The sequence below is a fragment of the Gluconobacter sp. P5H9_a genome (genome assembly GCF_018812085.1).
Taxonomy (GTDB): domain Bacteria; phylum Pseudomonadota; class Alphaproteobacteria; order Acetobacterales; family Acetobacteraceae; genus Gluconobacter.
Map to the genome: position 1 here is coordinate 82848 of NZ_JACRVW010000003.1, position 25887 is coordinate 108734.

A 25887-nucleotide genomic window follows, 5' to 3' on the forward strand; every position below is an offset into this window, starting at 1 on the left:
GGGAATTCAGGGATATTAAATTTCTTGAAGGAAATGGGCCTGGTGCTGCAGGCCTCACCGCGGTGGGGTCAGGATGTAATCATCTGCGGTGAAAGGCGGAGCCGAGATTGCGTAAAAACTGAGGGACGAGTGCGGGGAAGCCGCAATTTTATGCTTCAAATGTGGGCTGATGCGAATGATGTCGCCTGCTTTGACAAGAGTTATCTGATCTCCAAGCCAAACGGTGCCTTCTCCCTCATGGATCAGGAAGATTTCTTCCGAACGTCGATTGTAACTCTCAGGATAGGTGGTTCCTGCGGTCAGGGTGAAGAGTGCAATGCTCTGATGATGGGACGGGAGTGCAGATCCAATACCGATAAATTCCTGCAGGGTACTGCCTGGTGCGGGGTAAATTGCTGGAACATGGTCTGGGTGGACAACCTGCGCGGCTGCAAAACCAGGTGCGAACAGAAGCGACAGAATACCAAGGCTGATCTTCATTGGGTCTGGTCTTTCACACGGGTGAGGGCAGTAATCTGCTTGCGGAAGGCAGGATAACGCTCGCTGAGGGCTTTGCGTTCACCCAGTTGAAAGTCTTCGGGAATAAAGCCCGGAGCCATGGTCGTGCCAACAAATGACCAGCCAGCGGGACCGATAGGTGCCGAGCCCTGCCAAACACCTTCAGGAACGACATAGGCAGGATGGTCCCGGTCCAGCGTGATACTTTGGCCTCGGCCGTCAGGATGAAGCAACAGAAGATGAACGGGATCTCCAGCGTAGAAATGCCAGATCTCGGCTGTTTTCAGGGTGTGAAGTGCAGAGAAGTCCCGTCGTGTTTCCACGAACAGGATCGCTGTGGAGAGAGGGTGTGTGACACCAGCATAGCGTGCAGGCAAAGCCAAGCCCGCAATAGTTTCTGTGGTGCGCTGAAGCTGGGAAAACCAGCCGCCTTCTACAGGAACAGGCTGCATGTTGTAGCGATTGATCAGAGCCTGTGCGGCAGCAGGTATCTGAGCTGTGGCGTTTTTATTGTGAAACGCGGGTTGTGCGGAGGCAGAGCTTCCGGAAGCGAGGATGGAGCATAGGAGGCTGGTGATAGCAAATCTGCGCATCCGGGCAGGTTCCCCTCTCACAATCATGAGTAGGTCTTTGTATCCTGCTTCCTGTCCGGATGCGATATTCCGTGAAAGGCGTGTCACATTGCCAGAAGCGTATTGTCCGACTGAGATGCAATTATGCCATGCTGCTCATGCTTCAGGCCTGTGACTTCAACTGTACGTCCATGACTTCGAAGCTTGTCCAGGACCTTTTCCAGTGCCTGAACGGACGTGACATCCCAGAACCTTGCATGCGTTAAATCGAGTACGACGAGTTCAGCGTTCGTCAGATAGTCAATCTCGGCCGAAAGGCCGTCTGCGGACGCAAAAAAGACCTGCCCGGAGATGGTATATGTCTCTGTTGATCCGTCGCGGTGGCTGGTTACAGTCAGCAGGCTGGCAGCGCGCCAGGCAAAGAACACGCCCGACAGGAGAACCCCGGCTAGAACGCCGGCAGCCAGATCATGCGTCAGCACGACCACAACGACGGTTACAAGCATTGTCAGGCTTGAAAGCTTGGGTTGGCGCGTGACGTCTCGCAGGCTGCCCCAGGAGAATGTGCTGATCGAAACCATGATCATGATGGCGACCAAAGCGGCCATCGGAACCTGTCCCACCCAGCGATGAAGAAGGACCATCAGGGCAAGCAGAAAAGCGCCTGCCGTGAAGGTGGAGAGACGTCCGCGGCCGCCGTAACGCAGATTGCCGACTGTCTGGCCGATCATGCCACACCCGGCAATGCCGCCGAATGCTCCCACGAGAATGTTGGAGATGCCAAGGCCTGTGCACTCCATACGTTGATTGCCGTGCGTGTCCGTCAGGTCATCGACGACTGAAGCTGTCATCATGGATTCCAGCAAACCCACGGCAGCCATGGCGACGGCATAGGGAATAACGGCGGACAGGGTCGCCCAATCCAGGTTGATGTGGGGAATAGTGAGGTGAGGGAGACCGGTTGGGAGTTCACCCAGATCTGACACCGTGTGAACAGGCATTGGATGAACCATTGTGATGGCCGTCAGCAGGACAATGCAGATCAATGGGGATGGTATGGCGTCAGAAATCTTGGGAAGCAGGTAGATGATGACGAGACCCAGAGCGATCAGGGCGTAAGTTTCCCAGCCAACGCCCAGCAGCTGTGGCACCTGTGCGGAAAAGATCATGATGGCCAACGCATTGACGAAGCCTGTGCGAACTTCCGCAGAAACAAACCGCATAACGGCCTGAAGGCGCAAAAGGCCGAAGACAATCTGTAGAGCACCTGCGATCAGGGTTGCGAGCAGCATGGCCTGCACGCCGTGGGCATGTACGAGTGGCGCCGCAACAAGAGCAACAGATCCTGCAGCTCCTGAGATCATTCCGGGTCGGCCGCCAAAAATTGCGATTGAGACCGAAATGACAAAAGACGCGAACAGCGAGACCGCAGGTGAAACACCTGCGATGTAAGAGAAGGCAATGACTTCGGGAATGAGGGCAAACGTGCCGACCATGCCAGCCAGAACCTCACGCAGCGGGTTTTGTCCCCACTGGCGGCGGTAGAGAGCGGGTGTCATGACAATCCTTCAGAGTGAAGAGCTACAGGGTGCGACGTATTCGGGCCCGGCGCGGCAATGATGCGGCCAGTTTAACGTGCCTTGAAGCGGGATTGAAGATGTTCACGTGGAAAGATGATTGAACATTCACTGCATTCACAGCGTTGGCATGAGAACAACTTAAGGAGTTCGACATGAGCCGATATCCGAAGCCCCCGTTCGACACGCCATTGCAAAAGCATATTCCGGGCCAGACGTCAGAAATGACACCCAAGCCTGATCATGGTGAGCAGACCTATGTGGGGAATGGACGCCTGAGGGGAAAAACGGCGATCATCACCGGAGGCGATTCCGGGATTGGCCGCGCTGTTGCGATTGCCTTTGCACGGGAAGGGGCGGATGTAGCGTTGTCATTCCTGCCCGAAGAATTGGACGACGCCCGCGAGACTGCAGCATGGGTCGATAAAGCGGGACGAAAAGCCCTGCTCTTGCCGGGAGACATCAAGGAGCGTTTCGTCTGCAAGGAGATCGTAGACAAGACGGTGGCTGAGTTCGGTAAGGTGGATGTGCTCGTCAATAACGCTGCCTTTCAGATCGAACGTGAAACTCTGGAAGATGTCAGCGAAGACGAATGGGATCTGACGTTTGATACGAATTCAGGCGCGGTGTTCCGTCTATCGCGGCTGGTTGTTCCTCATATGCCTGAAGGCGGCTCCCTGATTCACACCGTCTCAGTCAATGCGGATCGGCCAAAGCCAAAGCTGTTGGCCTATTCGGCAACCAAAAGCGCCATACTGAACTTCAGTGGTGGTTTGGCAGAGTTGCTGGCGGAACAGGGAATACGCTCAAATACGGTTGCTCCTGGGCCAATCTGGACGCCGCTTATTCCAGCAACCATGGGCGGAGAGCACGTTCGCAATTTCGGAGCAGATGGTCCGATGAAGAGACCGGGGCAACCTGCGGAGCTCGCCGGAGCCTATGTCTTTCTGGCCAGTGATGAGGCAAGTTACGTTTCGGGCGCCAATATCGCTGTAACTGGTGGTGTCCCTGTTATCTAAGCAGAAAATTGAAGAAAACTTTGAGAAAGGGCTAGACGCCAGCTGAACCTTTCTCTAAAGAACGCATCGCTGTGTGGCGGATGTAGCTCAGTCGGTAGAGCGCCGGTTTGTGGTACCGGTTGTCGCGGGTTCGATCCCCGTCATTCGCCCCAGCAATCTCTCTTAAAAAATATTGCCTGACTAAAGCCCATTATAGGTTTGGTTGCGTCCTTTCGGATGTGTGACTGCGCAATCCGTATTTGAAGCCGATCAGAAGCTGAAAGCCTGATCCTTGGTTATCGAAGCTGTAAAAACTCCTGTCAGTATTGAACTGACAGGAGTTTTTTTGCCGTCAGACGATGCGATGCACCCAGCCATGGGCGTCATTGGTGCGGCCGCCCTGAAGATCGGTCAAAATTTTCTTCAGTTTGCTTGCCACCGGACCCGGTGTCTCGCCGTCGCCAAATACGGCTTCTCCGGAAGGACGAACCAGCTTGCCAACGGGTGAAAGCACCGCAGCAGTGCCGCAGGCGAAGGCTTCGGTGTATTTCCCGGATGCAGCTCCTGTGAAGATTTCGTCGATTTCAACGGGTTCTTCAATGACTTCGATGCCATTGTCGGCAGCCAGTCTGATTAGGCTGTCACGGGTGATGCCGCGTAGAATGGTGCCTCCGAGGGGAGGTGTGACGATCTTGCCGTCGTTGCGCACGAACATCACGTTCATGCCGCCCATTTCTTCAACGTAGCGGCGTTCACGGGCATCGAGGAACAGAACCTGATCGCAGCCTTTCTCTTTGGCTTCAGCCTGAGCGACAAGGCTGCCGGCATAGTTGCCGCCGCACTTGGCTTCGCCCGTGCCACCAATCGCTGCTCGGGTGTAGAACTCGGAAACCCAGACAGAGACGCAGCCTGCACTGAAATAGGCGCCTACCGGGCAGGCGATGACAATGAACAGGTATTCGCTTGCAGGCTTTACGCCGAGAAACACCTCATTGGAGATCATGAAGGGGCGAAGATAGAGGCTTTGTCCTTCACCAGCCGGAACCCAGTCCTGGTCGATCCGGACGAGTTCATCAACGGCTTGAATGAAAAGGTCTTCGGGCAGTTCAGCCATGCCCATCCGGCGGGCTGAGGCTGCGAAACGGGCTGCGTTGGCTAGCGGACGGAACGTCGCGATATGACCATCGGCTTCCCGATAAGCTTTCATGCCCTCGAAAATTTCCTGTCCGTAATGCAGGACTGTGGACGCCGGATCGATGCTCAGGGGGCGGCGTGCTGTAATTTTTGCGTCGTGCCAGCCTTTTTCGCTCGTATAGCGGATGGTTGCCATATGATCAGTGAAAACACGACCGAAAGCCGGGCTGACAAGAAGCTGCGCGCGATGAGCCGGGTCCATCGGGGTTTCGGTTTTTTCAATAGTGAAGGTCGTCATGAAAAGAACTTCCGCAAGCTACTCTGATAAACGTGCGGGGCACTCTGCCACAGGAGTTGGGGAGAGGCGATAGGGAAATATTATTTCCAAATTCACTTTCTGATAGAAATTAAAGTTTGCGCGGCAGGCATGAAAAAACCCCGGCCACAGAGTGACCGGGGTTTCTCCAAAGCTTCGAAAAGCTGACGGATCAGCGCTTCGAGAACTGGAAGGAACGACGTGCCTTCGCACGGCCGTACTTCTTACGCTCGACAATACGGCTGTCACGCGTCAGGAAGCCAGCGGCCTTCAGGATGCCACGCAGGCTCGGCTCGTAGTGCGTCAGTGCACGGGAGATACCGTGACGAACTGCACCAGCCTGGCCGGACAGACCACCACCAGCGACCGTGCAATACACGTCGAACTGGTTGTAGCGGTCAGCGATCAGGAACGGCTGCGTCAGAAGCATGCGCAGAACCGGACGGGCAAAATACGTCGTGACCGGACGGCCATTGACGATGATGTCACCCTTGCCAGGCTTGATCCACACACGGGCTACGGCGTCCTTACGACGGCCGGTAGCATAGGAACGGCCCTGGGCGTCACGCTTTACTTCGTGAACCGGGGCGGCGTTGGTGGCTACTGCAGGAGCAACGCTCGCAAGGTCCTGCAGCGTGCCGGTGCGCTCTTGGGTCTCGGACATGGTCAGGCCTTACGACTCGTGTGAGATTGTGTTCTTGCGGTTCAGGGCAGCCACGTCCAGCTTGACAGGCTTCTGGCCGTCATGCGGGTGCTCGGAACCAGCGTAAACATAAAGGTGCTTCATCTGAGCACGCTGCAGCGGGCCGCGCGTGATCATGCGCTCAACAGCCTTCTCGACAACGTGACCCGGGTTCTTGCCCGTGAGACGCTGCGTGATGGTGCGCTCCTTGATGCCACCCGGATGACCCGTGTGATAATGGAAGAGCTTCTGGCCGAACTTGTTACCCGTCAGAGCGATCTTTTCTGCGTTGATGACAACAATGTTGTCACCGCAGTCGACGTGCGGGGTGAACTGCGGCTTGTGCTTGCCGCGGAGACGAGTAGCGATGATGGTGGCGAGACGGCCGAGAACGAGCCCTTCGGCGTCGATCAGCACCCAGTTCTTCGTCACCTCCGCCGGCTTCAGCGAACGTGTGGTCTTCATTAGTGACATTCCAGCTTGGGGCGCGACAGGGCCGCGCCGTGGATGGCGCTCTCATAACAAAAGCACCCTCAGGAGAGGATGACGCTGTCTGGAAAGCGGATCAGGTGCGGCCTTATTGCGGGCTTGCGCCTTTCCGTCAAGTCATCTTTTGGAATCATGATGGCTGATTCGGCCCAGTTTCCGGCCATTTTAGGGAGTGAGGTATCATAATACCGTAATTTTTTGACAGCTGATTTGCCCCGAGCGCCCGGAATGGTATCCTGCACTCAATTCAGGGACCGCATCTTCCTGTCCCGGGTGTCGATGAAAAACAGGAAAAACAACGTGAAACGCCCTTGGCTCACAACGAGCCTGCTCGCAGTCATCGCTGGAATGAGCGCGATTGGTATCCATCACGCAGCCTCTGTTGCGCTTGATCGGGGGATTTCCCGGTTCCGTGCCTCCCTTCCTGTGGGAGCAACCCTGAGCTATTCCGCCGCGCGCCCGGCCATTCTCGCCCGTGGAGCATTGCTGACGGATGTCATTCTTCAGAATGGCAACATGACGTTCCGGGCACATACTTTGCGTCTGGGTCATCCAATCCCGACATCTGATGGTGGCCTGACGCTGTCCCACATGGATATGGTGGATCCGTCTCTCCAGACGCCTACTGCGGTCATCCGGGCTCATTCCGTCACCCTGAACCATCTGGTGACACCGCCGCCTCCTGCAGGGAAAAGCGGTCTGGAGTCGCTTGATCTGGGGCATCTGAATCTGGAGCGTGGATATATAGATCATCTGTCGGTGCAGAATCTTTCGCAGGTTCTTCAGCCGAACAGCATGCACTTCAACAGTCTGACGTCAGACTCGATCCAGATTGACGGCTACGGCCCGGGACGCACGACAACGATCGCGATCCAGAACGGCCTTGCCATTGCGTCCCGTACGACGCTTCAGCCTGACGGAACGCCTCGCGCCATGTCAGTGCAGATGTCTTTGAAAAACTTCCAGCTTCGCCAGCCTGAACTTGCCACCCGGATTGCCTACGAACAGGCGGGGAACGAGGCCGCTGCCTATGCCCTGCCACCTCTTGAAAGCATGAAGCTGAGCGGCACGCAGATTATTTCGGCGGACAGAACGTTCAGCATGGATACGCTGATTGGTACTGGAGCACGTAAAAGCGGCAAAGACACGACGGTTTTCGAAGGAGAGGGATTTCATACACACTCTTCAAGCGGCAAGGTGCCAGTTCATATTGATGGGCATTCTTCAACCTTGAAATATACGCAGGAGCGGATTGCGCAGACGGGCGAACTGCATGTGCAAGGTGTCTTGAACATTCCAAACTTCACCGAAGCTCATTTCGGCATGAATTTGCTCGGTCCTTCGGATCAGCAGCTCAAGGTTGGAACAGCCAAAAATCCGCATGATGCCATTCAGCTGGCGCAAGTGACGCTCACGTTGCATGGCGATCGTCTGGTCCAGTCTCTTCCGTCCCTGAATGCAGGACGCCCTCTGGACGGTGCCGCTCAGGACCAGGCAAGAACGGTTCTCGCGCAGGGAATGGAAATGGGGCTGTCGCCATATCCTGCCCTGGCGGCTCTGCCGGATTACTTCGCGAACCCCAATGACCGCACGTTATCGATTACTCTGACACCAAAGCCGCCTTTGACGCTCACGGCATTAGCAGCAATAGCGTCGTCGCCTACGGCAGCCATGACGTTGATGTCGCCGGATAATCTCAAGGTGACCGTCCAGTGAGCCAAAGCGCCAGCACGTCTACGATCTGCGTTATTGGCGCCAGTGGTCGTTCAGGCTCGGCGCTCTGTCGTCAGCTGATTGCTAAAGGGCGCAGTGTCATCGCTGTTGTGCGGAGTCGAGGAAAACTGGCTCCTGATCTTGCAGAGATGTGCACAGCCGTGAGGCAGGCCGATCTGACAGATCCGGTTGCTCTTCCAATTGCGCTGGAGCAGGCGGACGTTGTCGTGAATACAGCTCATGCCCGTCATCTTCCAGCCATTCTGCGTGCAACCCGTGCGCCTGTTGTTGCTCTTGGCAGCACTCGCAAGTTTACGCGGTGGCTGGATGATCATGGTCGTGGAGTGCTGGCAGGCGAAGCGGCCCTCAAGGCAGACGGCCGTCCTTCCATTCTCCTGCACCCGACGATGATTTATGGTGCTCAAGGAGAGGACAATGTGCAGCGGCTTGCGCGCCTTCTTGAGCGCCTGCCGATTGTTCCGCTTCCAGGTGGTGGACGTTCTCTGGTTCAACCCATCAATCAGCAGGATGTCACGCGCTGCGTTATTGCAGCCATTGATCTGATTCTGGGTGGAAAAGTCAGCGGGCCAGAGGTTTTTGTCATTGCCGGCCCGAATGCTGTTCCTTACCGGACATTTGTTCGGATGATTCTCTATTTTTCAGGCTTGGGTGGTCGGCCGATCATCTCGCTTCCTGCGTGGTTTCTGATCGCCGCTGCTCACATCATGCGGCACGTTCCGAAGCTGCCCACAATTGCGCCAGAAGAGATTCGGCGTCTGTTGGAAGACAAGGACTTCGACATTGCTCCGATGAAGGATCGCCTGGGCGTTAACCCGATGCCGTTGGAGATTGGGCTACAGCATCTTTTGGCTGTGCCGCCTGCTCATCAGGATTATGCAGCCTAATTTTTGATATTTTGTCACATTGACTGCGAGGGCGATGAGGTCTCCATAGTCTGCGGGCCATAATGACGGTCCGGAATGCGTGGAGACTCATCGGATGAATCTGAAGTTCCTCTCATCAGGCATGATGTTGTCTTTCGCAGCCTTTGCTCTTTTTTCCATCAGCGATGCCTGTTCCAAAGGCCTTGCCGGGCAACTGGACCCATTTGAAGTTGCTTTTTCGGGCGGTGTTTTTGGGTTTCTGATCCTGCCCTTCATCAGGAAACCGCAGGAATCTTACGCCGATATTTTCGCGACGGATCGCCCGTCCATGTGGCTGTTGCGTGCGTTTGCGACATTTGTGTCCACGGCTTCCAGTGTCATGGCTTTTATGCTGCTGCCGATGCCAGAAGCACTGTCGCTCATGTTTCTGATGCCATTTTTCGTGACCCTGATTTCTGTGGGAATCTTGAAAGAGAAAGTCTTTGGTTGGACCTGGCTTTCAGTAGGTGTCGGATTTCTTGGGGTTCTGATTGTCTTGCGGCCAGGCGTTCGGGCATTTCATCTTGGCCACCTCTGTGCCGTGATCGCAGCAATGGCCAACGCTGCGAGTGTGATTGCCTACCGACTGGCAGGCAATCAGAGCGCCCGGCTGTCCCTGTTCGGATCAAGTCTGTTTGGTCCCTTGGTCGGCGATGGTCTTTTAATGGTGGCACACGCCACCTGGCCACATGGTGCTGGAAACTGGGCGCTTCTGTTCGGATACGGCTTTCTGGCGGCTCTTGGTCAGCTCTTCATGATGATGGCAACGGCTCTGGCACCGGCTAACCGGGTTGCCTTGCCCCAGTACAGTCAGATGCTTTGGGCGGTTGCATTCAGCTACCTCCTTTTCCATCAGCCCCTGGATAGCTGGACGTTCGTGGGCATCGTTATCGTGACACTTTCTGGCATGCTGCACTGGATGCGACAGAAGCTTCATTACGAACGATTGGCGTTGGAAGAGCACTGGCAAAGACATCATCCGTCTTCTCGCCCGCCCGTTGAAGCCGGTTGAGAGGAGAATTGTATGTTTCGTGCGGTGTTAAGATGCATCACAGGAGCTGGCAGCACTGAAGAAACGTATGTTTTCTATATAAAAGAGTGTTGATCGTCAGAATTAGAGGCTCTTCCTTTCTGTACGTAAAACGTCGATGTTTGGCGCTGTTTCGATTTTTGATTTTTTGATCTTATTTTTGTCGCGTTGTGACCGTATGGACTTTCGGGCATCTTCAGCGTTCTTCACGTGTGGTGCGATTGGCAACGCTCCTCAGCCTCTGTAAAATCGTCTGCAAATACGGCTGCGGACGTGCGTGGCTACTTCATCAACTGATGGAAGAATATCTGCTTCATGGTTCAGAACGTCGTCCCAGTGATTCTGTCTGGTGGGTCCGGAAGCCGCCTCTGGCCGGTTTCCCGCAAGAGCTATCCGAAGCAGTTCTGGCCCCTGCTTAGCGACAAGACCCTCATTCAGGAAACAGCCCTGCGCGGCCGGGCCGCAGGCTTTGCCGATCCGGTCGTGATCTGTAATTCGGAGCATCGTTTCATCGTCGCCGAACAACTGCGCGATGCTGGAATTCGGAAGCCGAAAATCGTTCTCGMGCCGGTCGGCCGGAATTCAGCCCCTGCCATCGCGGCTGCTGCTTTCATGGTTGCAGAGCAGAACCCGGATGCCATTCTCTGGATCATGGCGGCGGACGCTGCGATTACTGATGAGAAAGCGCTTCAGGAGTCTTTGAAAAATGCCCTGAAGGCTGCTGATGCGGGTCGGATCGTGACGTTTGGAATGAAACCGACGCGCCCTGAGACGGGGTACGGGTACATTGAAGTTGGCTCCGAGCTTGCCGATGTACAGGGCGTTTATGGCGTGTCCCGTTTCATTGAGAAACCGCAGCCCGCCCAAGCCGAAGAACTCATTCAGTCCGAGAAATATCTCTGGAACTCGGGTATGTTCTTTGCAAAGGCCAGCGTATTCCTGAAAGAGACGGAACAATACGAGCCACGGATTTACGAAACCGTCGGGGAAGCAGTTCGCAAGCGCCATACGGATATGGATTTCGAACGGCTGGAAGAAGAAAGCTTTGCAGCTGCGCCTGATATCTCTGTTGATTATGCCATTGCAGAACGTACCAAGCTTGCGGCAGTCGTTCCGGGCAATTTCGGGTGGTCGGACATCGGAAGCTGGGATGCTCTCTGGGACCTGACGCCCAAGGACGCTGAGGGAAATGCAACCTTTGGTGACGTTTTCCTGGACGATGCGCGGAACTGTTACGTCCGCTCTGATGGTATCATTGCCACCGTTGCGGGTGTGGATGATCTGATTGTGGTGGTGACACCGGATGCGGTCATGGTCTCGCATCGCGATCGCGCTCAGGACGTGAAGCATATGGTAACCCGCCTGGTACAGGCAGGGCGCAAGGAAGCGGTCGCGCATAACCGGTGCTATCGTCCATGGGGCTTCTATGAAAGCCTCATTCAGGCGGACCGTTTCCAGGTCAAGCGCATCGTGGTGGAGCCAGGGGCCAAGCTCTCCTTGCAGAAGCATTTCCATCGTGCGGAGCACTGGGTTGTTGTTGGTGGAACCGCCATGGTGACACGGGATGAGGACCTGGTGATGGTTCGTGAAAACGAAAGCATCTATCTCCCGTTGGGCTGTGTTCACCGACTGGAAAATCCGGGCAAGATCCCTTTGACCCTGATTGAGGTTCAGTCCGGTCCTTATCTCGGGGAAGATGATATCGTTCGTATCGAAGACGTATACGCACGAAGCTGATCTGAGACGTCAGGCAGGCGGATCAATCCAGCCTGCCTTGACAGCTTCGGCCATTTGATCAGGAGTATCGAGGTCTTCGAGCAATTCGGGGGCCTCGATTTTTTTTGGTGGCAGGTCTGCCCACAGGTCCCGAAACCCCTTGTCGCCATTAAGTTCGGGGGCCTTGACTAATGTGGTGGCAGACACGCGAACCGGAATCCCCATCGCGCCTTTTTTGTATTGTGTGACCACATTCGCATTGGCAGGGAGGGTGTCCCTCAGCAGGAGCAGGTGCGGTAGAGATAGTCTCGGCTGGTCTGTTCCCGCGATGAGAATTGACCTGTCCCGTCCATTCAAAGCTCGTGCTGCGCATTGAATGGAACTCGCCAAACCGGTGTTCCAAAGCGGGTTGTAGCATATGTCCACAGGGAACCCTTGAAGGGCTAACGCGACGGCTTCGGCGGAGCCTCCGGTGATGATGACCAATCGGTCCGGAGATGTACTCAAGAGAAGTTCTGCAACGTACCGGACAAGTGGTGTGCCCTGACGGGTGAGCAATTGCTTGGGTCGCTTCAGTCTCGTGCTGCCGCCTGCGGCAAGAAGAACTGCGTCGTGGGGCATTATGCTGGGCGGTTCGCTGTGATCTGGGATAAAATCGACAGGGCAATCTGCATCGGATTACGTGCGTTGATGTCCATCCCTGCGGGCAGGTGCAGCTTCTCCAGATCTTCTTCAGTGATGCCGGCTGCGTGTAATGCAGCAAGCCGGCTTGAGATTTTGCGTCGGCTGCCCAGAATTCCAACGCAGAAGGCGTCGGATTTCAGAGCTTTCGAGGCGATGGCCAGATCCGTGTGAGCATCGTGCGTCAGAGCGTAAACTGCGCTCCAGGCGTCCAGACGCAAATCATGCAGAGCCTCGTCCAGATAGCGACGATCGTAGCAATCTGGCGCCAATCCTTCCGGCGGAAGCGCAGGACCCAGTGGGCGCAGCAAAAAAGGCTCAACCCCGAACTGGGGGGCCAGCTTCAGAAGAGCCAGTGTCACCGGATCTCCCCCCGCGACAATCAGTCGAATCGGTGGCGCGTATCGTCGTACAAATAGATTACCTTGGGTTTGCATAGCTGAAGGCGAAACATGCATCTCGCCGGTTTCAAGATCCGTTTGTACGATGATGGCCTGACGGGCTTCTCTCGCCTGACGGAGCGCGGCAACATAAGTGGCGAGGTTTGCGATGGGCCGAACGAAAATGCCAATCCTGCCACCACAGGTTAATTGAATATCCAGAACCGGACTGCCTGCGCCATAATCCAGAGATCTGGGCTGGCGGTCTTTCAGGCATTGCAGGGCTTCTGCTGCAACCGCTGCTTCCACGCATCCGCCAGACACATAGCCTTGCACATCTCCCGCGCTGGAAATGGCCATTTCACTGCCAAGAGGGCGTGGAGACGATCCGGTGATTGACACCAGCGTAGCGAGGGCTACCTCTTTCCCCTGTGCCAGCCAGGTCTCCAGGTAAGGGAGGAGATCGTCTGTCAGGCCATAGTCTGGCCACTGGGGAAGAGGAACAAGCCCGTCCGGCCCAATCATGAAATATCCTTTCCTTTATGGGGCCATGAGACTAATCCCAAATGCGCTTGTGACATAGCCTGTCACGTCGGGGAGTTGATCAGGACCGCATTGGGTCTATATCGGCAGGAACGGACTCCGGCACGGATTATCAGTGGAGCAGAAATTGGTCGAACTCCTGAGCGTCGCACAAGCCGTGGACCTCGTTCTCGGATATGCAGGTCATTTTGGAACAGAACACGTTCCGTTGGCCAAGGCTTCTGGCCGCATCCTGCAACAGAGCGTCCATGCCGAACGTGATCAGCCTCCTTATGACCGGGTCATGATGGATGGTATGGCCTATCGCTACGGCACAGGCGCAGTGCTGGGTTGTCATGGCGTCCAGCGTGCTGGGGTGCCCGCGCGGCCTTTACCCGATGGGGCGACCTGCCTTGATGTCATGACGGGAGCCGTCTTGCCGGAAGGGGCTGATACCGTTGTCCCCGTCGAGCGATTGATCCGGGACGGTCAGCGTGTCCACTTTGAAGCGGGGTACGAGCCGCAGAAAGGCCAGTTCATCCATCTGAAGGGCTCAGACTGCAAGGCGGGACATGAACTCCTGAAGCCAGGCTTGCGTCTGAATGGACCGGCTTTGGCTGTGCTGGCAGGAAATGGATATCCGACCGTTGAAGTGTCCAGCGTGCCTTCGATCGGGATTATTTCCACGGGCGACGAACTTGTCGATGTCGGCTCGACGGTTCAGAGTTGGGAAATTCGCCGTTCAAATGAATACGCCTTGACAGGAGCGCTGGCGTCCAGAGGATTTACTCGCCTTGAACGCTCTGTTGTCCCCGATGATCTGGCTGAAACCATGCTGGCTCTGGAAAAGCAGCTTGTCCGACATGAGGTGTTAATCCTGAGCGGCGGCGTCTCGATGGGGCAGTTCGATCATGTGCCCAAAGCTTTGATGAAACTGGGTGTGGAGCGGGTTTTCCATAAGGTCGCGCAACGGCCGGGCAAGCCGCTCTGGTTTGGTGTTGGCCCTGAGGGACAGCGCGTTTTTGGTTTGCCCGGCAATCCTGTCTCGGCAACCTGCTGTGCTACACGGTATGTCATTCCCATGCTTTTGGCAGGGCAGGGTGTGGCTCGGCCAGAAACCTATACCGTGAAGCTGGAAGCCGATGCTGCACGCGTTTCAACATTGACTCGTTATCTGCCCGTTCGTGTTCAGCATGATGGCTCGGGACAGGCATTGGCCACGCCCTATCCGATGCCGACATCCGGTGATTTCAGTTTTCTCGCGGCAACCGATGGATTTGTAGAGCTGGCCGCCGGAGAGGGCATTGCGCCTGCGGGCTCATATGCTGTGTTCCATGGCTGGTAGCACGACTGACAGATTTGTTCGGGACCGGTTCAATCGTCCTCTGCACGATTTGCGGATTTCGGTGATGGACCGTTGTAATTTCCGGTGCCCTTACTGCATGCCGGAAGCCACGTATCATGAACATTTCCGCTTTCTGGAGCCTAAAGAACGTCTGAGCTTTGACGAGATCGTTCAGGTGGCACGGGCGGCGGTTTCCCTAGGCGTGACCAAGTTGCGCCTGACGGGCGGCGAGCCTCTCCTTCGGCCTGATTTGGTATCTCTGGTTCGCAGACTGGTGGAGATACCGGGCGTCGAAGATGTGGCACTTACGACCAATGGTGTTCTGCTTGATCGTCACGCGCAGTCCCTGAAAGATGCGGGGCTGGGGCGCATTACCGTGAGCCTGGATAGTCTTGATCCGGCTGTGTTTGCACGAATGAGCGGTGGTAGGGCGCAGCTGGAGCCGGTGCTACGTGCGATCGAAAATGCACAGGCGTTGTCATTCCCCGGTGGTGTCAAGCTGAACACCGTCGTGCAGCGAGGTGTAAATGATGATGGTGTGGAGGCTCTTGCGGCCCGCTTTCGTCATACAGGCGTCATTGTGCGCTTTATTGAATATATGGACGTGGGCACGCGGAATCACTGGGAACTGGGTGAAGTCGTCCCGTCCCGCGAACTGGTCGAGCGGTTGAATGCTCTCTGGCCGCTTGAGCCATTAGGCGCGCAGTATCAGGGTGAGGTTGCGCGTCGGTATCGGTATCAGGATGGTGCGGGAGAGATTGGGTTCATTTCTTCCGTCACCGCTCCGTTCTGTGGGGATTGTTCACGGGCGCGGCTGTCGTCGGACGGGCAGATCTATACGTGCCTTTTCGCTTCGGAAGGGACAGACCTGCGGTCACTTCTTCGCAGCGGGGCGGATGAAGAGGCTTTACGCGAACGTCTGGCTTCGGTGTGGCGGATGCGTACCGACAGGTACAGTGAAGAACGAACCGCCGGTGAGGTATCTTCGACGAAACGTCGGATAGAAATGAATTATATCGGTGGTTAGATCGGGAGGTCAGGACGGATGAAAACGCTCACTCATGTTGATGAACGTGGTGAAGATCCGCGCATGGTGGATGTAAGCGGTAAGACCGTGACAGACCGCACGGCTCATGCTCAGGCCCGTGTTCTTTTTCCCCGGGACGTTGCGCAGACGCTAAGTGATGCCGGGTTCATGACCAAGAAGGGCGCGGTTTTGACTGTCGCGCAGATTGCGGGTGTCATGGGTGTGAAAGCGACGTCCCAGCTGATCCCGCTGTGCCATCCCCTATCCCTGAACGGATGTCGTGTGGAAATTACCATGGAAGGCGATGAAGCCGTCATTGACTGCCGCGTGTCCTGCCAAGGCAAGACAGGTGTGGAAATGGAAGCCCTCACGGGTGCCTCAGTCGCTGCCCTGACGATCTATGACATGTGTAAGGCCCTGTCTCATGACATGGTCATTCGCGAAGTGAAGCTTATGGGGAAGGCCGGTGGAAAACGTGACTTCCAGCGGATTGAAGCATGAGGCCGCTTTACGGTCTGGTTCTGGCGGGTGGCGTCAGTGCGCGGATGGGGCAGGACAAGGCTGAACTGTCCTATCACGGAGCGCCCCAGTTGCAGGTTGGGTTTGAGGCGCTCTTTCCCCTTGTTGAGCGCTGTTTTGTTTCCGTGCGTCCGGCACAGAAAGAGGACCTGCTGCGGGCGCAGTTTCCTCAGATTGTTGACGCGGTCACAGTAGACGGTCCCGCTGCGGGCCTCCTGTCCGCGCATCAGGCTTTTCCAGAGGCCGCCTGGTTGGTTCTGGCGTGTGATCTGCCGCTTCTTGATCAGGTTACGCTTGAAACTCTAATTGCTGCCCGTGATGATCAGCATGTGGCGGTGGCTTATCGCAGCGAACATGACGGACTGCCAGAACCGCTTTGTGCGATCTGGGAGCCGAGAGCGCTGGACGCTCTGGCGCTTCAGGTCGAAGGAGGGCGGAAGTGTCCTCGTAAGCTTCTTATCAATAGCCAGACGTTACTGCTTTCCCCACGGACAGTCGGTGCTCTGGATAACATCAATACTCCGGAAGAACGTGCAAGCGTCTCACGGCGATTGGGAGGACAGATGATCCGCCTCGATGTGGAATATTTTGCTCAGATGCGTGAACTCGCAGGGCAAAAAACCGAAACTGTGGAAACGCATTTCGGAACGGTCGGCCCGCTTTATGAGCAGCTGAAAGAGAAATATGGCTTTCCGTTCGAGGCCGATCGCCTGCGGGTTGCCTTGAATGGAGATTTCGCACCTTGGACGCAGCCTCTGAAGAGCGGGGACCATGTTGTGTTCATTCCGCCGGTGACCGGCGGATGACCCATTTTCTGATGGCTGATGCGCCAGTCGATCTGGACATGCTGCGAGAGGGCTTACATCTGGCCGAAGCTGGTGGCTTCTGCACTTTTGAAGGCTGGGTTCGCAATAGCAACGAGGGCCGTCCAGTGGATGGTCTGGAATATGAATCCTACGCTGCCCTCGCAGAAAAAGAAGGTGCGCGGATTATTGAAGAAGCATTGGCCCGATTTGAAATCAGCCATGCTGTGGCCATGCACCGGACGGGAACACTACGGGTTGGGGATGTTGCCGTCTGGATCGGCGTGTCTGCGCCTCATCGCGATGCAGCGTTCCGGGCATGTCGTTATATCATCGACGAGATCAAGCACCGGGTGCCCGTCTGGAAGAAAGAGCATTATCTGGATGGTGACGCCGAATGGGTGGCCTGCCATCACTGTCAGGTCGCTCCCCGGATAAGCGATGACGATCACGATCATCATCATCACGATCATGGGTCTTGCGGTCACAAGCACTGATCTATTTCCTGGCGAGTACGTCTGACTCTTGCCGGGCATTCTCTTTCTTTTTGAAAATCAGAGTGTTGCTGTCCTCTTTCCAGGAGAGGGCAGTGAGCATTTTTTTCGTACCACAAGCGTGCGGTCACGCATTTTTAGTTTGATATTGCAAATCATTCTCAATTAGAGTGTCTCTGGTTCTGCTGATTCGGAGATTGATCATGACACGGACACCGCTTTTCCTGTCTGACCTGTGCTGCTGCGAAAGACTGGCACTCTGGAGTATCCGGTGTCTGGTCAGCCGATACCGCCTGCCGTACTGCCATGAAACCCGGACGACGGATGGCATGTTTCCGGCATCTTTCCGTCCTGTTCTTGATGCCGCGGAGCGAGCGTTCGAGGATGCAGCCCAGCATCTGAGAGAAGCCGGGCTCCCTGTGCTGGATATCAATCCGCCGGGCTCTCAGGGGCTGAGTGCGATGGAGGAGCGCTTTCTCCAAGGGATCCAGACGGTGCAGAATGATGGCCAGAAGGAAGTCTTCCACCTTCTTGCCGACCTTTTCCCCGAGCGACTGATGCAGGGTTACATTGTCACGGCTCTCGCCCTGATTTCAGACTGTATGGCTGGGATTGGTCACTGGCTTCCGCGGCATGAGCGCAAGACAGCAGGGGCCGGAGCTTTGTCATCTCTGGCACGATGGAAAAAGATTCATCCGGCTGAAATGCGCGTGCTTTGGCCACGGGATATCCCGCAGGCATGGGCGGGACGAACTCTGCACTGAATTCTGCTGAAATCTGCAAGAGACGAAATACCACAGCCTGCAGGGCTTGGATTTAAAAGCGGTCAGACCTCACCAGACTGCCCTGCAATCTGAGTGAAGTCTGGGACCAAGTAGGTGCGTGGGCTCAGTCCACGCCGACCATGACGCTGGAAGCCTTGATAACGGCATAGGCTTCCTTGCCCACTGTCAGTGACAGTTCCTCAACAGCTTCATTGGTGATGGCACTTATAATAATCGTGCCGTTGACGTCGATCGTGATGTGAGACGTCGTTGCGCCTTTTACGATCTGTGTAATCTGACCTTTGAGCTGATTACGTGCGCTGAGTTTCATGGTGCGGTCCTTTTGCTACCCCTTGGAGATGGGGGTGACACATTAGGACACAAGGCCTGAGAAAGCAGACAAGGCTTTTTTCGGGGATAGCCTGTGCCATCCCCAATCAGAAGCAACTTAGATATAGTGCTCGGTCAGGGGCGGAAAACCATTGAACCCGACGGAGCAGTAGGTCGAAACATAAGCGCCAGTCGCCAGGATTTCGATGCGATCTCCGGACTTCAGGCTGTTCGGGAGCGGGATGCGGTTCTTCTCGTAGAGAATATCGACACCATCGCAGCTTGGTCCTGCCACAACACAGGGTGAACGTGAGCTGTCTGTGTCATCACGGGACGTGCGGAATGTGTAGCGAATGGCTTCACCTTCCGTCTCCGCGAGGCCACCGAAGCGCCCGATGTCCAGATAGACCCAGCGTGGGTCTGTTTCTGCACCGCCACGACGGCTTACAAGAATGACCTCGCTCGACACTACACCGGCCTGACCGACCATATATCGGCCCGGCTCCAGCAGAACCTCTGGCTGGCCATCAGGAAAGTGCTCGCGGAGAGCGGCCTGAATGGCGGCGCCAAATTCCTGCACAGACGGAATGTCTTCCCGATAGTGCGTTGGGAAGCCGCCGCCCAGATTGATCATCTGAAGGTCAAGGCCTTCGGCGCGCAGCTCATGATAAAGGCGTGCGGCCGTTGCAATGGCGTGCTGGTAAGCGGCGATACCCGTCTGCTGGCTTCCGACATGGAACGAGAGGCCATAGGGATGCAGGCCCAGATCGCGCGCACGGATCATCAGGTCGCGGGCATGGGCAATCGTGGTGCCGAATTTGCGCGACAGTGGCCAGTCAGCACCTTCGTTCTCAACAGCCAGGCGGCAGAAGACGCGCGCTCCCGGTGCGTTCTCTGCAATCTTTTCGAGTTCTTCCATGCTGTCGAGCACAAAGAGATCAATGCCCATGTCCCGGGCTTCACGGATGGCACCAACCTTCTTGAGCGTATTGCCATAGGAGATGCGATCAGGTGTGGCGCCAGCCTTCAGGCACATCCGGATTTCTTCGAGCGATGCTGCATCGAAAGATGATCCCAGAGCAACGAGGCGCTTCAGGATGGACGGTGCCGGATTGGCCTTGATGGCGTAATAGATCTTGCCAGATGGCAGGGCGTCGTGAAGGGCACGATAGTTGCTTTCCACAACATCGAGATCAACGACGAGGCAAGGGGTTGCCGGCTGCTGCTCGGCAAGAAAACGGGTGATTTTGGGAGTCATGACACTCTTTCCCAGAACCGGACTCGTCAGGGAACAGTGACACCCTGCGAGTGTGTTGCGAAACGGTCGAACGGACCAGCGAATAGCGGGGACCCAAAAGAAGCGGGACCCGGAAGGCCAGAACGCTTGACGTCGTTGCGTAACCTCGAGAGGGCCAGTGGCACGTGCGTTGCTGCGTGACGGGGCGTATGAAACCAAAGTCCCGCCGTTGCAAGAGCTAATTTTGCATTATTTGTGTTTTGGAAATATTGAGGGGAGTGAAATCAGGGCAAATTCGGAACGCAGAAGGTGATTTCTGCGTATGCTAGGTTCTGTCGATCTCGAGAACGGAACGACTTAATCTCGCCTGTTGCCCATAACAGGAACTGCCGAGGACCCCTGAGTGAGCTTATTTCCCGATTCTGCGTCAGCTTCCGGTCCAGCGCCAGACGCACCTTCGGACCCTGACCGGAAACAAATCCATCAGGATATCCAGCGTGTCCATGAACTGACGCCTGAACCTAGCGAAGAAGATATTCGCAAGGCACGTGAGCTTGGTCCCGACGCCCCGGGCACGGGAGCGAACTCTCCCCTAAGTATGCCCAAGGCGGGCTGGAAGATTGTCTTACGTCAGGTCTTTTCGGAAGTGGGATCGTCCCAGACGTCCCTCTCTGCCGCGGGCTGTGCGTTCTACGCCACGCTTTCTCTCTTTCCAGCCATATCGAGCCTGATCTCGCTTTATGGTCTGGCGTTTGATCTGCAGACCGTTGAGCCGCAGCTTGAAGTGCTGCGTCATCTGCTGCCCCCAACAGCTTATTCGCTGATTGGCAATCGGATCCACGAGCTGGTTTCCCAGCCGCATACGTCTCTGACCATAGGGCTGATTTTTTCTGTTTCCGTCGCGTTGTGGTCCGCTTCAGCCAGTACGAAGTCGATCCTGTCCGCGTTAAACATGGCATATAATGCCACCGAAACGCGCGGTTTCCTGAGGTTCCAGGCAACTGCTCTGGCTACCACGCTGATGGCTGTTGTTGGTGCTGCGCTGACCTTGGCACTGATGGTGGCAGCGCCTGCGCTGGTTGATTACCTTCCGCGGTATCTGGGTTTCAGAAAGCCGCCGCCGCCGTTTGATCTTCTGGTATCGTATGGTGCACCGCTTGTTGTGCACACGCTTGCACCGATTTTGATGCTGCTGTTCGTTTTCGTAGCAGTAACCATGCTCTACCGCTTTGCCCCGAGCCGGGAGCCAGCAAAGTGGCGGTGGATCTTCCCCGGATCAGCAGTGGCGACCGTTCTGTGGGTTTTAATGTCGCTCGGCTTTTCCTGGTATGTCGCGCATTTTGCGAGTTACGGCGCAACATACGGGCCCTTGGGGGCGGTTGCGGCGATCATGATGTGGTTCTTTGTGAGTGCGTACGTCGTGCTCTTTGGGGCGGAGCTGAACGCGGGGCTGGAAGAACGCATCAAAGGGGCGCAGCCCCGGATTGCCGGTCTGCCACAACCAGACCCTTTGATTGCAGAAGCCGTTACGGCTGAAAACACACCCCGGTAACCACCGGGGTACGCAAGCCCGTCTGCCGTATTATCGGTGGATGGGCTGCTTTGTGGTGTCAGATTGGTTGCCCGCAGCCTTGATGGCTTGTTCGCTCGTATCCTTGGACTCGGCTTCCGCAACTTCGCTCGCGGCATCGGACGCAGGCTTGTCAGTCATACGAGCAATGGTGACGTGTGCTGTTCCGCTGTTCAGCATCCCGATCTTCGCTGCTGCTGCATGAGAGAGATCGATGATGCGGCTATTGAACGGCCCGCGATCGTTCACTGTGACAACAACAGAACGGCCCGTATCTTCAGACGTCACCAGCAGTTTTGTGCCAATCGGCAGGGAAGGGTGGGCGGCGGTCAGATCATTTGTGTTGAAGATCGTCCCGCTACTGGTGCGGCGTCCGTGGAAATGACGCCCATACCAGCTTGCCATGCCATGCTGGGTCCAGGACGCGGCCTTGTGGGCCCGGTTTGCCAGCGCGGATCGAACAGAGGCTGCCCAGCTGGTCCGGACCGTCCCCGCTGCATCACCAGAAGAATCGTCTGCTGCATGAGCAGTCGTTCCACCTGCAATTCCGGCAAGCGCGAGTGCAAATGTCATGCTGCGCAGGGGAGACAGTCGACGGGATGAGCGAATGGCAGGCGGGGCAAATTTCACTAGACTGGTATCTTCTCCAGTGGACGAAAACGGGCTTCAGCCGTGCTTCCTAGCACAAAACCATGGGCCTGTCCCCCTTTTGAACCCTCCGAAGACGGCAGGATTAGGGCGATGACGCTTTCATGACGGCTCCGAAAGTGCTATCGCGCGGCCAGATGAAACGTCCTCTCATTGCCGTTCTGAACGGTCCGAATCTCAATATGCTGGGTCTGCGCCAGCCTGGAATCTACGGTCACGCTACGCTCGACGATGTCGAGCAGGTGTGTATTCAGGCTGCTGAACGCCTCGATGTCGCGATCGATTTCCGCCAGACCAACGGTGAGGGAGAACTTGTGTCCTGGGTGCAGGAGTGTCGCGGCCGCGCTGATGGAATCGTGATTAATCCTGCTGCTTATGGGCATACCTCGATTGCCCTGCTCGACGCGCTTCTTGCTGTTGAGTTGCCGATAGTTGAGGTTCATATTTCCAACATTCATCGCCGGGAGCCATTCCGCCATCATACCTACGTCTCGCAGGCCGCCATCGGTGTGATCTGCGGCCTCGGCGTCAGGGGATACGCGCATGCGCTTCAGGCAATAACCGACATGATCGAAGACGAAGGATGAGCCGCATGCTCGTGGACAAGGATGCCATTCGGGCATTGGCCGATATTCTGACGCAGACCGGCCTGACCGAAATCGAGATCTCCGAAGCTGATAGCCGCATTCGCGTGGCGCGCAACGTCAACGTGGTTCAGGCTGCTGCACCAGCCGTTGCTGCGGCTCCCGCCGCATCGCCAGCCGCTGCTCCTGTTGCGGCACCTCCGGCTGATCCTGCCAAGCATCCTGGTGCGGTTCCAAGCCCGATGGTCGGTGTCGCCTATCTGGCGCCGGATCCGGCTTCCCCGGCATTCGCTCAGGAAGGTCAGACCGTTTCTGCCGGTCAGACGATCATGCTGATCGAAGCCATGAAAACCTTTAACCAGATCAAGGCTCCTCGCTCTGGTACCCTGACAAAGTTCTTTGTCGAGTCCGGGCAGCCTGTTGAATTTGGCGAAGCTCTGGCGATCATCGAGTAATGATTTCTAAAGTCCTTATTGCCAATCGAGGCGAGATCGCGCTGCGTATCCAGCGCGCCTGCCGTGAGATGGGCATCAAAACCGTGGCCGTGCATTCGACGGCTGACGCCGATGCAATGCATGTGCGTCTTGCCGATGAAGCCGTCTGCATTGGTCCGCCGAGTGCACGCGATTCTTATCTGAACGTCGCTGCCATTCTGTCAGCCGCCATGATTACCGGCGCGGATGCCATTCATCCGGGTTATGGCTTTCTGTCAGAAAATGCCGAGTTCGCCGAGACTGTTGAAGAGCATGGTCTGGCGTTCATTGGCCCGACGGCGGAGCATATCCGCACGATGGGCGACAAGATCACTGCCAAAACGACCATGCGTGCGCTTGGCGTGCCGCTGGTGCCGGGCTCCGATGGAGCGCTGGTCGATATTCAGGCCGCCCGTGAAGTCGCCGAAAAGGTCGGTTATCCGGTCCTGATCAAGGCCGCTGCTGGCGGCGGTGGTCGCGGAATGAAGGTTGCGCAGACCGCAGACGATATCGAGGAAGCCTGGTCGGTAGCTCGTGCAGAAGCCCGTGCCGCCTTCGGCAATGACGAGGTCTATCTCGAGAAGTATCTCGATCGCCCGCGTCATATTGAGCTTCAGATCCTTGGTGATGCCCATGGCAACGTGGTGCATTTCGGCGAGCGTGACTGCTCCCTCCAGCGTCGTCACCAGAAGCTGCTTGAAGAAGCCGGTTCCCCGGCTCTGACGGATGCCGAACGTGAAGAAATCGGTCGTACTTCGACCGAGGCTCTGGCGCGCATGGGCTATCGCAATGCTGGCACACTTGAGTTCCTGTATCAGGACGGCCAGTTCTGCTTCATCGAGATGAATACCCGCCTTCAGGTGGAACATCCGGTGACGGAAATGGTGTGCAGTGTCGATCTGGTGCGTGAGCAGATCCGGATCGCCGCTGGTGAGAAGCTTGGCTACACGCAGAAGGACATCAAGATGTCCGGCCATGCGATCGAGTGCCGCATCAACGCCGAAAACCCCGAAACCTTTGCGCCGAGCCCGGGCACGGTCAATGTTTTCCATGCACCTGGCGGCCTTGGTGTGCGAATGGACAGCGCTATTTACGCTGGCTATCGCATCCCGCCTTACTACGACAGCATGATCGCCAAGCTTATCGTTCATGCGCCGACGCGCCAGGAAGCCATTGCCCGCATGCAGCGTGCTTTGGATGAATGTGTGGTGGATGGAGTGGAAACTGTCATTCCGCTTCATCGGAAAATTCTGGCGGATCCGACTTTCCAGAAAGGTGACTACACAATTCACTGGCTGGAAAACTTTGTCGCCGCCCAGACCAAGTCCTGAAGCGGAGATGATGTGATGAGTTATGTAGAGACCATCTTTCTGGACGTTCAGCCTGGGCATATCCCGCAGGTGGTCTCTGCTCTCTCAGGTCTTGAGGGGGTAGGGGCATGGGTGACCGAAATAGGTCGCCTGAACCGCATTACCCTTCTCAGGACAGCGCAGACCTACGAGGCGCTCTTGAATGGCCGTCCAGACGTCTTGTCTATCCTGCCTCATGAGAACCTGGTTCGGGTGGAAGTGACGTCCTGGCGCGCCATCACGCCTGTCGCTAACCCCGGCTCTTATGGAAGTGTCTATGAATGGCGCTGCTATGAGGCCAAGCCGGATGGCATGCCTGACGTTGAGGAGCGTTTCCTCGCTGCGGTGCCGGAGAGAGAAACCGTCTCCCCGCTGACGTGCACACTCGTCTCTCTTGAGGGCACGCCGCGCATTGCGCATCTGTGGCCTTATGCAGACCTGAATGCACGATCGGAAAAGAGGGCCGCTGCTGTGGCTACCGGAAGCTGGCCGCCAAAAGTCGCGCCGTTTCTGACGCGGATGGAAAGCGAGATTCTACTGCCATTGGCGATCTCTCTCTGGAACTGAAGTGTTCGGTCTTTAGTGCCCGTATTCAAAAAAAGGCGGCCTGCAGAATATGCAGGCCGCCTTTTTTTGTTTCTGGTTCCGCGCGTTAGATGGGCGAGAGAGCTTACTTCTTGGTCGAGTTTGCGGGGGCTAGTGTCGTAACGAAGTCTTCGGACACGAACACAATGGAGTCCAGAGCTTCGTCCAGAGCCTCTACAGCTTGCTGCGGGTGGCGACCTTCCGTGAAAACAGTTGCCCGATTAATTGCACCCTGGAATGGGGCAATCGGGGCCAGGGCGAGAATGAAGTCCGCGTTCTGGCCCACGACCTTCATTGTCTGGGCAGCTGAATCCGTATCACCGTTTTTCAGCTGAGCATTGGCGGATGCCACAGCTGCTTTCTGCTCTGGAGCAAGTGTCTCGCTGGCAATGAACTCACCACCCACGGGTAGCCAGTCAACCTGGCCGGAGACCGCATGATGCGTTGAGGGAAGTGGGTGCTGTGGGGCTGCATGCAGATCGTTCTCTGCGGCCTGGAACTTCTGACTGGCCGTTGTTGCGGCTGTCAGTCGCTTCTGGGCGTCATAGAGAGCCGGAATGGCAGCATCTGTCTGTCCGGCACTCAGGATCTGACGTGCCTTGAGAATGTCCGTAACGGCGCGTTGCCCGTCAGCAGACAGGTGATGAAATGCCCGATGGGCCTTGAAAGATTCCCAGTCCTTATGAAGAGATCCGGCATGCGCTGGCATGGCGGAGAGTGTCAAAGCTGCTGATGCAAGGATGGGAAGTAGAATTCGCATGATGAGATCCTAATGAATATAAAATCAATATCGAGAAACATAAAAACATAATTCAGAATCTATCAAATGAAAGTTGATTTATATTTTATAAATAATCTGGATTAATTTTGTTCTATTTCTTGGTTAAGATCATTCATTCGAAAAATTTGCCTGATATATAACCTGGTG

The 25887-nt window shown here is 56.1% G+C and carries 28 protein-coding genes and 1 tRNA gene; 17 read left to right on the forward strand and 12 right to left on the reverse strand.

Translation table 11 applies throughout. The annotated features are described in order from the left end of the window. Positions 1 to 54: 54 nt before the first annotated feature. From KP708_RS04530 to KP708_RS04540, 3 genes are all read right to left on the reverse strand, one after another. Positions 55 to 480 (reverse strand): cupin domain-containing protein, encoded by a 426-nt coding sequence (locus KP708_RS04530; RefSeq protein ID WP_215750602.1) that lies wholly within the window; start codon positions 478 to 480, stop codon positions 55 to 57. Continuing rightward, on the reverse strand, positions 477 to 1091 hold the full coding sequence (locus KP708_RS04535) for a cupin domain-containing protein (protein ID WP_215750603.1): 615 nt from the start codon (positions 1089 to 1091) through the stop codon (positions 477 to 479). Before KP708_RS04535 ends, KP708_RS04530 begins: the two co-directional genes overlap by 4 nt. Before the next feature lie 83 nt (positions 1092 to 1174). Further along, complete coding sequence (locus tag KP708_RS04540; RefSeq protein ID WP_215750604.1) at positions 1175 to 2629, reverse strand: SulP family inorganic anion transporter; 1455 nt, start codon at positions 2627 to 2629, stop codon at positions 1175 to 1177. A 173-nt stretch (positions 2630 to 2802) separates the two neighbouring features. On the opposite strand from KP708_RS04540, the gene KP708_RS04545 reads away from it, so the two are divergent. Further along, positions 2803 to 3666: an SDR family oxidoreductase gene (locus KP708_RS04545; protein WP_215750605.1), complete on the forward strand. Its 864-nt coding sequence runs from the start codon at positions 2803 to 2805 to the stop codon at positions 3664 to 3666. 76 nt (positions 3667 to 3742) lie between these two features. After that, positions 3743 to 3818: transfer RNA gene (locus tag KP708_RS04550), tRNA-His, on the forward strand. Between the two features lie 179 nt (positions 3819 to 3997). Here the strand turns inward: KP708_RS04550 and KP708_RS04555 are convergent. The 3 genes from KP708_RS04555 to rplM form a co-directional block, all read right to left on the reverse strand. Continuing rightward, a complete protein-coding gene (locus KP708_RS04555) occupies positions 3998 to 5077 on the reverse strand; it encodes a branched-chain amino acid aminotransferase (protein ID WP_215750606.1) in 1080 nt (359 codons plus the stop codon). Between the two features lie 190 nt (positions 5078 to 5267). Continuing rightward, on the reverse strand, positions 5268 to 5759 hold the full coding sequence (gene rpsI / locus KP708_RS04560) for a 30S ribosomal protein S9 (protein WP_010502298.1): 492 nt from the start codon (positions 5757 to 5759) through the stop codon (positions 5268 to 5270). A gap of 9 nt (positions 5760 to 5768) precedes the next feature. Beyond that, on the reverse strand, positions 5769 to 6242 hold the full coding sequence (rplM, locus tag KP708_RS04565) for a 50S ribosomal protein L13 (protein WP_046901116.1): 474 nt from the start codon (positions 6240 to 6242) through the stop codon (positions 5769 to 5771). A 324-nt stretch (positions 6243 to 6566) separates the two neighbouring features. On the opposite strand from rplM, the gene KP708_RS04570 reads away from it, so the two are divergent. The 4 genes from KP708_RS04570 (at position 6567) to KP708_RS04585 (ending at position 11669) form a co-directional block, all read left to right on the forward strand. Next, the gene (locus KP708_RS04570) at positions 6567 to 7982 is read left to right on the forward strand and encodes a hypothetical protein (RefSeq protein WP_371822753.1); all 1416 of its coding nucleotides are present in this window, start codon (positions 6567 to 6569) and stop codon (positions 7980 to 7982) included. Further along, the gene (locus tag KP708_RS04575; protein ID WP_215750607.1) at positions 7979 to 8884 is read left to right on the forward strand and encodes an NAD(P)H-binding protein; all 906 of its coding nucleotides are present in this window, start codon (positions 7979 to 7981) and stop codon (positions 8882 to 8884) included. Before KP708_RS04570 ends, KP708_RS04575 begins: the two co-directional genes overlap by 4 nt. Before the next feature lie 94 nt (positions 8885 to 8978). Next, positions 8979 to 9914 (forward strand): DMT family transporter, encoded by a 936-nt coding sequence (locus KP708_RS04580; protein WP_215750608.1) that lies wholly within the window; start codon positions 8979 to 8981, stop codon positions 9912 to 9914. Between the two features lie 333 nt (positions 9915 to 10247). After that, on the forward strand, positions 10248 to 11669 hold the full coding sequence (locus KP708_RS04585; RefSeq protein WP_215757155.1) for a mannose-1-phosphate guanylyltransferase/mannose-6-phosphate isomerase: 1422 nt from the start codon (positions 10248 to 10250) through the stop codon (positions 11667 to 11669). 9 nt (positions 11670 to 11678) lie between these two features. Here KP708_RS04585 and KP708_RS04590 read toward each other — a convergent pair whose 3' ends face one another. Both KP708_RS04590 and KP708_RS04595 read right to left on the reverse strand, forming a co-directional pair. After that, entirely contained in the window at positions 11679 to 12269 is a 591-nt protein-coding gene (locus KP708_RS04590) for an NTP transferase domain-containing protein (RefSeq protein ID WP_215750609.1), read from the reverse strand. After that, the gene (locus tag KP708_RS04595) at positions 12269 to 13234 is read right to left on the reverse strand and encodes an XdhC family protein (RefSeq protein WP_215750610.1); all 966 of its coding nucleotides are present in this window, start codon (positions 13232 to 13234) and stop codon (positions 12269 to 12271) included. The genes KP708_RS04590 and KP708_RS04595 overlap by 1 nt, the downstream gene beginning before the upstream one ends. 133 nt (positions 13235 to 13367) lie before the next feature. Between KP708_RS04595 and KP708_RS04600 the strand changes: the two genes are divergently transcribed. The 6 genes from KP708_RS04600 (at position 13368) to KP708_RS04625 (ending at position 18183) form a co-directional block, all read left to right on the forward strand. After that, positions 13368 to 14576, forward strand: a complete 1209-nt coding sequence (locus tag KP708_RS04600) for a molybdopterin molybdotransferase MoeA (RefSeq protein WP_215750611.1) — start codon at positions 13368 to 13370, stop codon at positions 14574 to 14576. After that, complete coding sequence (gene moaA / locus KP708_RS04605) at positions 14566 to 15603, forward strand: GTP 3',8-cyclase MoaA (RefSeq protein ID WP_202207810.1); 1038 nt, start codon at positions 14566 to 14568, stop codon at positions 15601 to 15603. The genes KP708_RS04600 and moaA overlap by 11 nt, the downstream gene beginning before the upstream one ends. An 18-nt stretch (positions 15604 to 15621) precedes the next feature. Beyond that, entirely contained in the window at positions 15622 to 16104 is a 483-nt protein-coding gene (moaC, locus tag KP708_RS04610; protein WP_211496701.1) for a cyclic pyranopterin monophosphate synthase MoaC, read from the forward strand. Next, positions 16101 to 16928, forward strand: a complete 828-nt coding sequence (locus tag KP708_RS04615) for a MoaD family protein (protein WP_215750612.1) — start codon at positions 16101 to 16103, stop codon at positions 16926 to 16928. Before moaC ends, KP708_RS04615 begins: the two co-directional genes overlap by 4 nt. Beyond that, entirely contained in the window at positions 16925 to 17422 is a 498-nt protein-coding gene (locus KP708_RS04620) for a molybdenum cofactor biosynthesis protein MoaE (protein WP_202207754.1), read from the forward strand. The genes KP708_RS04615 and KP708_RS04620 overlap by 4 nt, the downstream gene beginning before the upstream one ends. 200 nt (positions 17423 to 17622) lie before the next feature. Beyond that, the gene (locus tag KP708_RS04625; protein ID WP_202207753.1) at positions 17623 to 18183 is read left to right on the forward strand and encodes a hypothetical protein; all 561 of its coding nucleotides are present in this window, start codon (positions 17623 to 17625) and stop codon (positions 18181 to 18183) included. A gap of 124 nt (positions 18184 to 18307) precedes the next feature. On the opposite strand, the gene KP708_RS04630 is transcribed toward KP708_RS04625, so the two are convergent. Together KP708_RS04630 and KP708_RS04635 are read right to left on the reverse strand one after the other, a co-directional pair. After that, on the reverse strand, positions 18308 to 18514 hold the full coding sequence (locus KP708_RS04630) for a molybdopterin-binding protein (RefSeq protein WP_215750613.1): 207 nt from the start codon (positions 18512 to 18514) through the stop codon (positions 18308 to 18310). A gap of 117 nt (positions 18515 to 18631) precedes the next feature. Beyond that, the gene (locus tag KP708_RS04635) at positions 18632 to 19771 is read right to left on the reverse strand and encodes a type III PLP-dependent enzyme (protein ID WP_215750615.1); all 1140 of its coding nucleotides are present in this window, start codon (positions 19769 to 19771) and stop codon (positions 18632 to 18634) included. Positions 19772 to 20153: 382 nt separating this feature from the next. Here KP708_RS04635 and KP708_RS04640 point away from each other — a divergent pair, with 382 nt between their 5' ends. Further along, positions 20154 to 21302 (forward strand): YihY/virulence factor BrkB family protein, encoded by a 1149-nt coding sequence (locus tag KP708_RS04640; RefSeq protein WP_215750617.1) that lies wholly within the window; start codon positions 20154 to 20156, stop codon positions 21300 to 21302. A gap of 30 nt (positions 21303 to 21332) precedes the next feature. Here the strand turns inward: KP708_RS04640 and KP708_RS04645 are convergent, their stop codons facing one another. Next, a complete protein-coding gene (locus KP708_RS04645) occupies positions 21333 to 21950 on the reverse strand; it encodes a septal ring lytic transglycosylase RlpA family protein (RefSeq protein WP_371822754.1) in 618 nt (205 codons plus the stop codon). A 155-nt stretch (positions 21951 to 22105) separates the two neighbouring features. Between KP708_RS04645 and aroQ the strand changes: the two genes are divergently transcribed. From aroQ to KP708_RS04665, 4 genes are read left to right on the forward strand one after another with little or no spacing between them, the layout of a single operon-like run. Continuing rightward, positions 22106 to 22555 (forward strand): type II 3-dehydroquinate dehydratase, encoded by a 450-nt coding sequence (aroQ, locus tag KP708_RS04650; protein WP_023943307.1) that lies wholly within the window; start codon positions 22106 to 22108, stop codon positions 22553 to 22555. Continuing rightward, entirely contained in the window at positions 22552 to 23007 is a 456-nt protein-coding gene (locus KP708_RS04655) for an acetyl-CoA carboxylase biotin carboxyl carrier protein subunit (RefSeq protein WP_215750618.1), read from the forward strand. The genes aroQ and KP708_RS04655 overlap by 4 nt, the downstream gene beginning before the upstream one ends. Further along, entirely contained in the window at positions 23007 to 24356 is a 1350-nt protein-coding gene (gene accC / locus KP708_RS04660; RefSeq protein WP_215750619.1) for an acetyl-CoA carboxylase biotin carboxylase subunit, read from the forward strand. Before KP708_RS04655 ends, accC begins: the two co-directional genes overlap by 1 nt. Before the next feature lie 15 nt (positions 24357 to 24371). Then, positions 24372 to 24941: an NIPSNAP family protein gene (locus KP708_RS04665; RefSeq protein WP_215750621.1), complete on the forward strand. Its 570-nt coding sequence runs from the start codon at positions 24372 to 24374 to the stop codon at positions 24939 to 24941. Positions 24942 to 25044: 103 nt separating this feature from the next. On the opposite strand, the gene KP708_RS04670 is transcribed toward KP708_RS04665, so the two are convergent. Continuing rightward, complete coding sequence (locus KP708_RS04670; protein WP_215750622.1) at positions 25045 to 25719, reverse strand: YfdX family protein; 675 nt, start codon at positions 25717 to 25719, stop codon at positions 25045 to 25047. Positions 25720 to 25887: the final 168 nt, after the last annotated feature.

What these genes read in the sequence shown, in the direction of transcription:
- KP708_RS04590 (WP_215750609.1), bottom strand. Translation starts at nt 12,269, where the DNA reads ATGCCCCACGACGCAGTTCTTCTTGCCGCAGGCGGCAGCACGAGACTG.
- KP708_RS04655 (WP_215750618.1), top strand. Translation starts at nt 22,552, where the DNA reads ATGAGCCGCATGCTCGTGGACAAGGATGCCATTCGGGCATTGGCCGAT.
- KP708_RS04630 (WP_215750613.1), bottom strand. Translation starts at nt 18,514, where the DNA reads ATGAAACTCAGCGCACGTAATCAGCTCAAAGGTCAGATTACACAGATC.
- KP708_RS04620 (WP_202207754.1), top strand. Translation starts at nt 16,925, where the DNA reads ATGACCCATTTTCTGATGGCTGATGCGCCAGTCGATCTGGACATGCTG.
- rpsI (WP_010502298.1), bottom strand. Translation starts at nt 5,759, where the DNA reads ATGTCCGAGACCCAAGAGCGCACCGGCACGCTGCAGGACCTTGCGAGC.
- accC (WP_215750619.1), top strand. Translation starts at nt 23,007, where the DNA reads ATGATTTCTAAAGTCCTTATTGCCAATCGAGGCGAGATCGCGCTGCGT.
- KP708_RS04530 (WP_215750602.1), bottom strand. Translation starts at nt 480, where the DNA reads ATGAAGATCAGCCTTGGTATTCTGTCGCTTCTGTTCGCACCTGGTTTT.
- KP708_RS04580 (WP_215750608.1), top strand. Translation starts at nt 8,979, where the DNA reads ATGAATCTGAAGTTCCTCTCATCAGGCATGATGTTGTCTTTCGCAGCC.
- KP708_RS04615 (WP_215750612.1), top strand. Translation starts at nt 16,101, where the DNA reads ATGAGGCCGCTTTACGGTCTGGTTCTGGCGGGTGGCGTCAGTGCGCGG.
- KP708_RS04540 (WP_215750604.1), bottom strand. Translation starts at nt 2,629, where the DNA reads ATGACACCCGCTCTCTACCGCCGCCAGTGGGGACAAAACCCGCTGCGT.
- KP708_RS04635 (WP_215750615.1), bottom strand. Translation starts at nt 19,771, where the DNA reads ATGACTCCCAAAATCACCCGTTTTCTTGCCGAGCAGCAGCCGGCAACC.
- KP708_RS04545 (WP_215750605.1), top strand. Translation starts at nt 2,803, where the DNA reads ATGAGCCGATATCCGAAGCCCCCGTTCGACACGCCATTGCAAAAGCAT.
- moaC (WP_211496701.1), top strand. Translation starts at nt 15,622, where the DNA reads ATGAAAACGCTCACTCATGTTGATGAACGTGGTGAAGATCCGCGCATG.
- KP708_RS04670 (WP_215750622.1), bottom strand. Translation starts at nt 25,719, where the DNA reads ATGCGAATTCTACTTCCCATCCTTGCATCAGCAGCTTTGACACTCTCC.
- moaA (WP_202207810.1), top strand. Translation starts at nt 14,566, where the DNA reads ATGGCTGGTAGCACGACTGACAGATTTGTTCGGGACCGGTTCAATCGT.
- KP708_RS04595 (WP_215750610.1), bottom strand. Translation starts at nt 13,234, where the DNA reads ATGATTGGGCCGGACGGGCTTGTTCCTCTTCCCCAGTGGCCAGACTAT.
- KP708_RS04555 (WP_215750606.1), bottom strand. Translation starts at nt 5,077, where the DNA reads ATGACGACCTTCACTATTGAAAAAACCGAAACCCCGATGGACCCGGCT.
- aroQ (WP_023943307.1), top strand. Translation starts at nt 22,106, where the DNA reads ATGAAACGTCCTCTCATTGCCGTTCTGAACGGTCCGAATCTCAATATG.
- KP708_RS04535 (WP_215750603.1), bottom strand. Translation starts at nt 1,091, where the DNA reads ATGCGCAGATTTGCTATCACCAGCCTCCTATGCTCCATCCTCGCTTCC.
- KP708_RS04625 (WP_202207753.1), top strand. Translation starts at nt 17,623, where the DNA reads ATGACACGGACACCGCTTTTCCTGTCTGACCTGTGCTGCTGCGAAAGA.
- rplM (WP_046901116.1), bottom strand. Translation starts at nt 6,242, where the DNA reads ATGAAGACCACACGTTCGCTGAAGCCGGCGGAGGTGACGAAGAACTGG.
- KP708_RS04665 (WP_215750621.1), top strand. Translation starts at nt 24,372, where the DNA reads ATGAGTTATGTAGAGACCATCTTTCTGGACGTTCAGCCTGGGCATATC.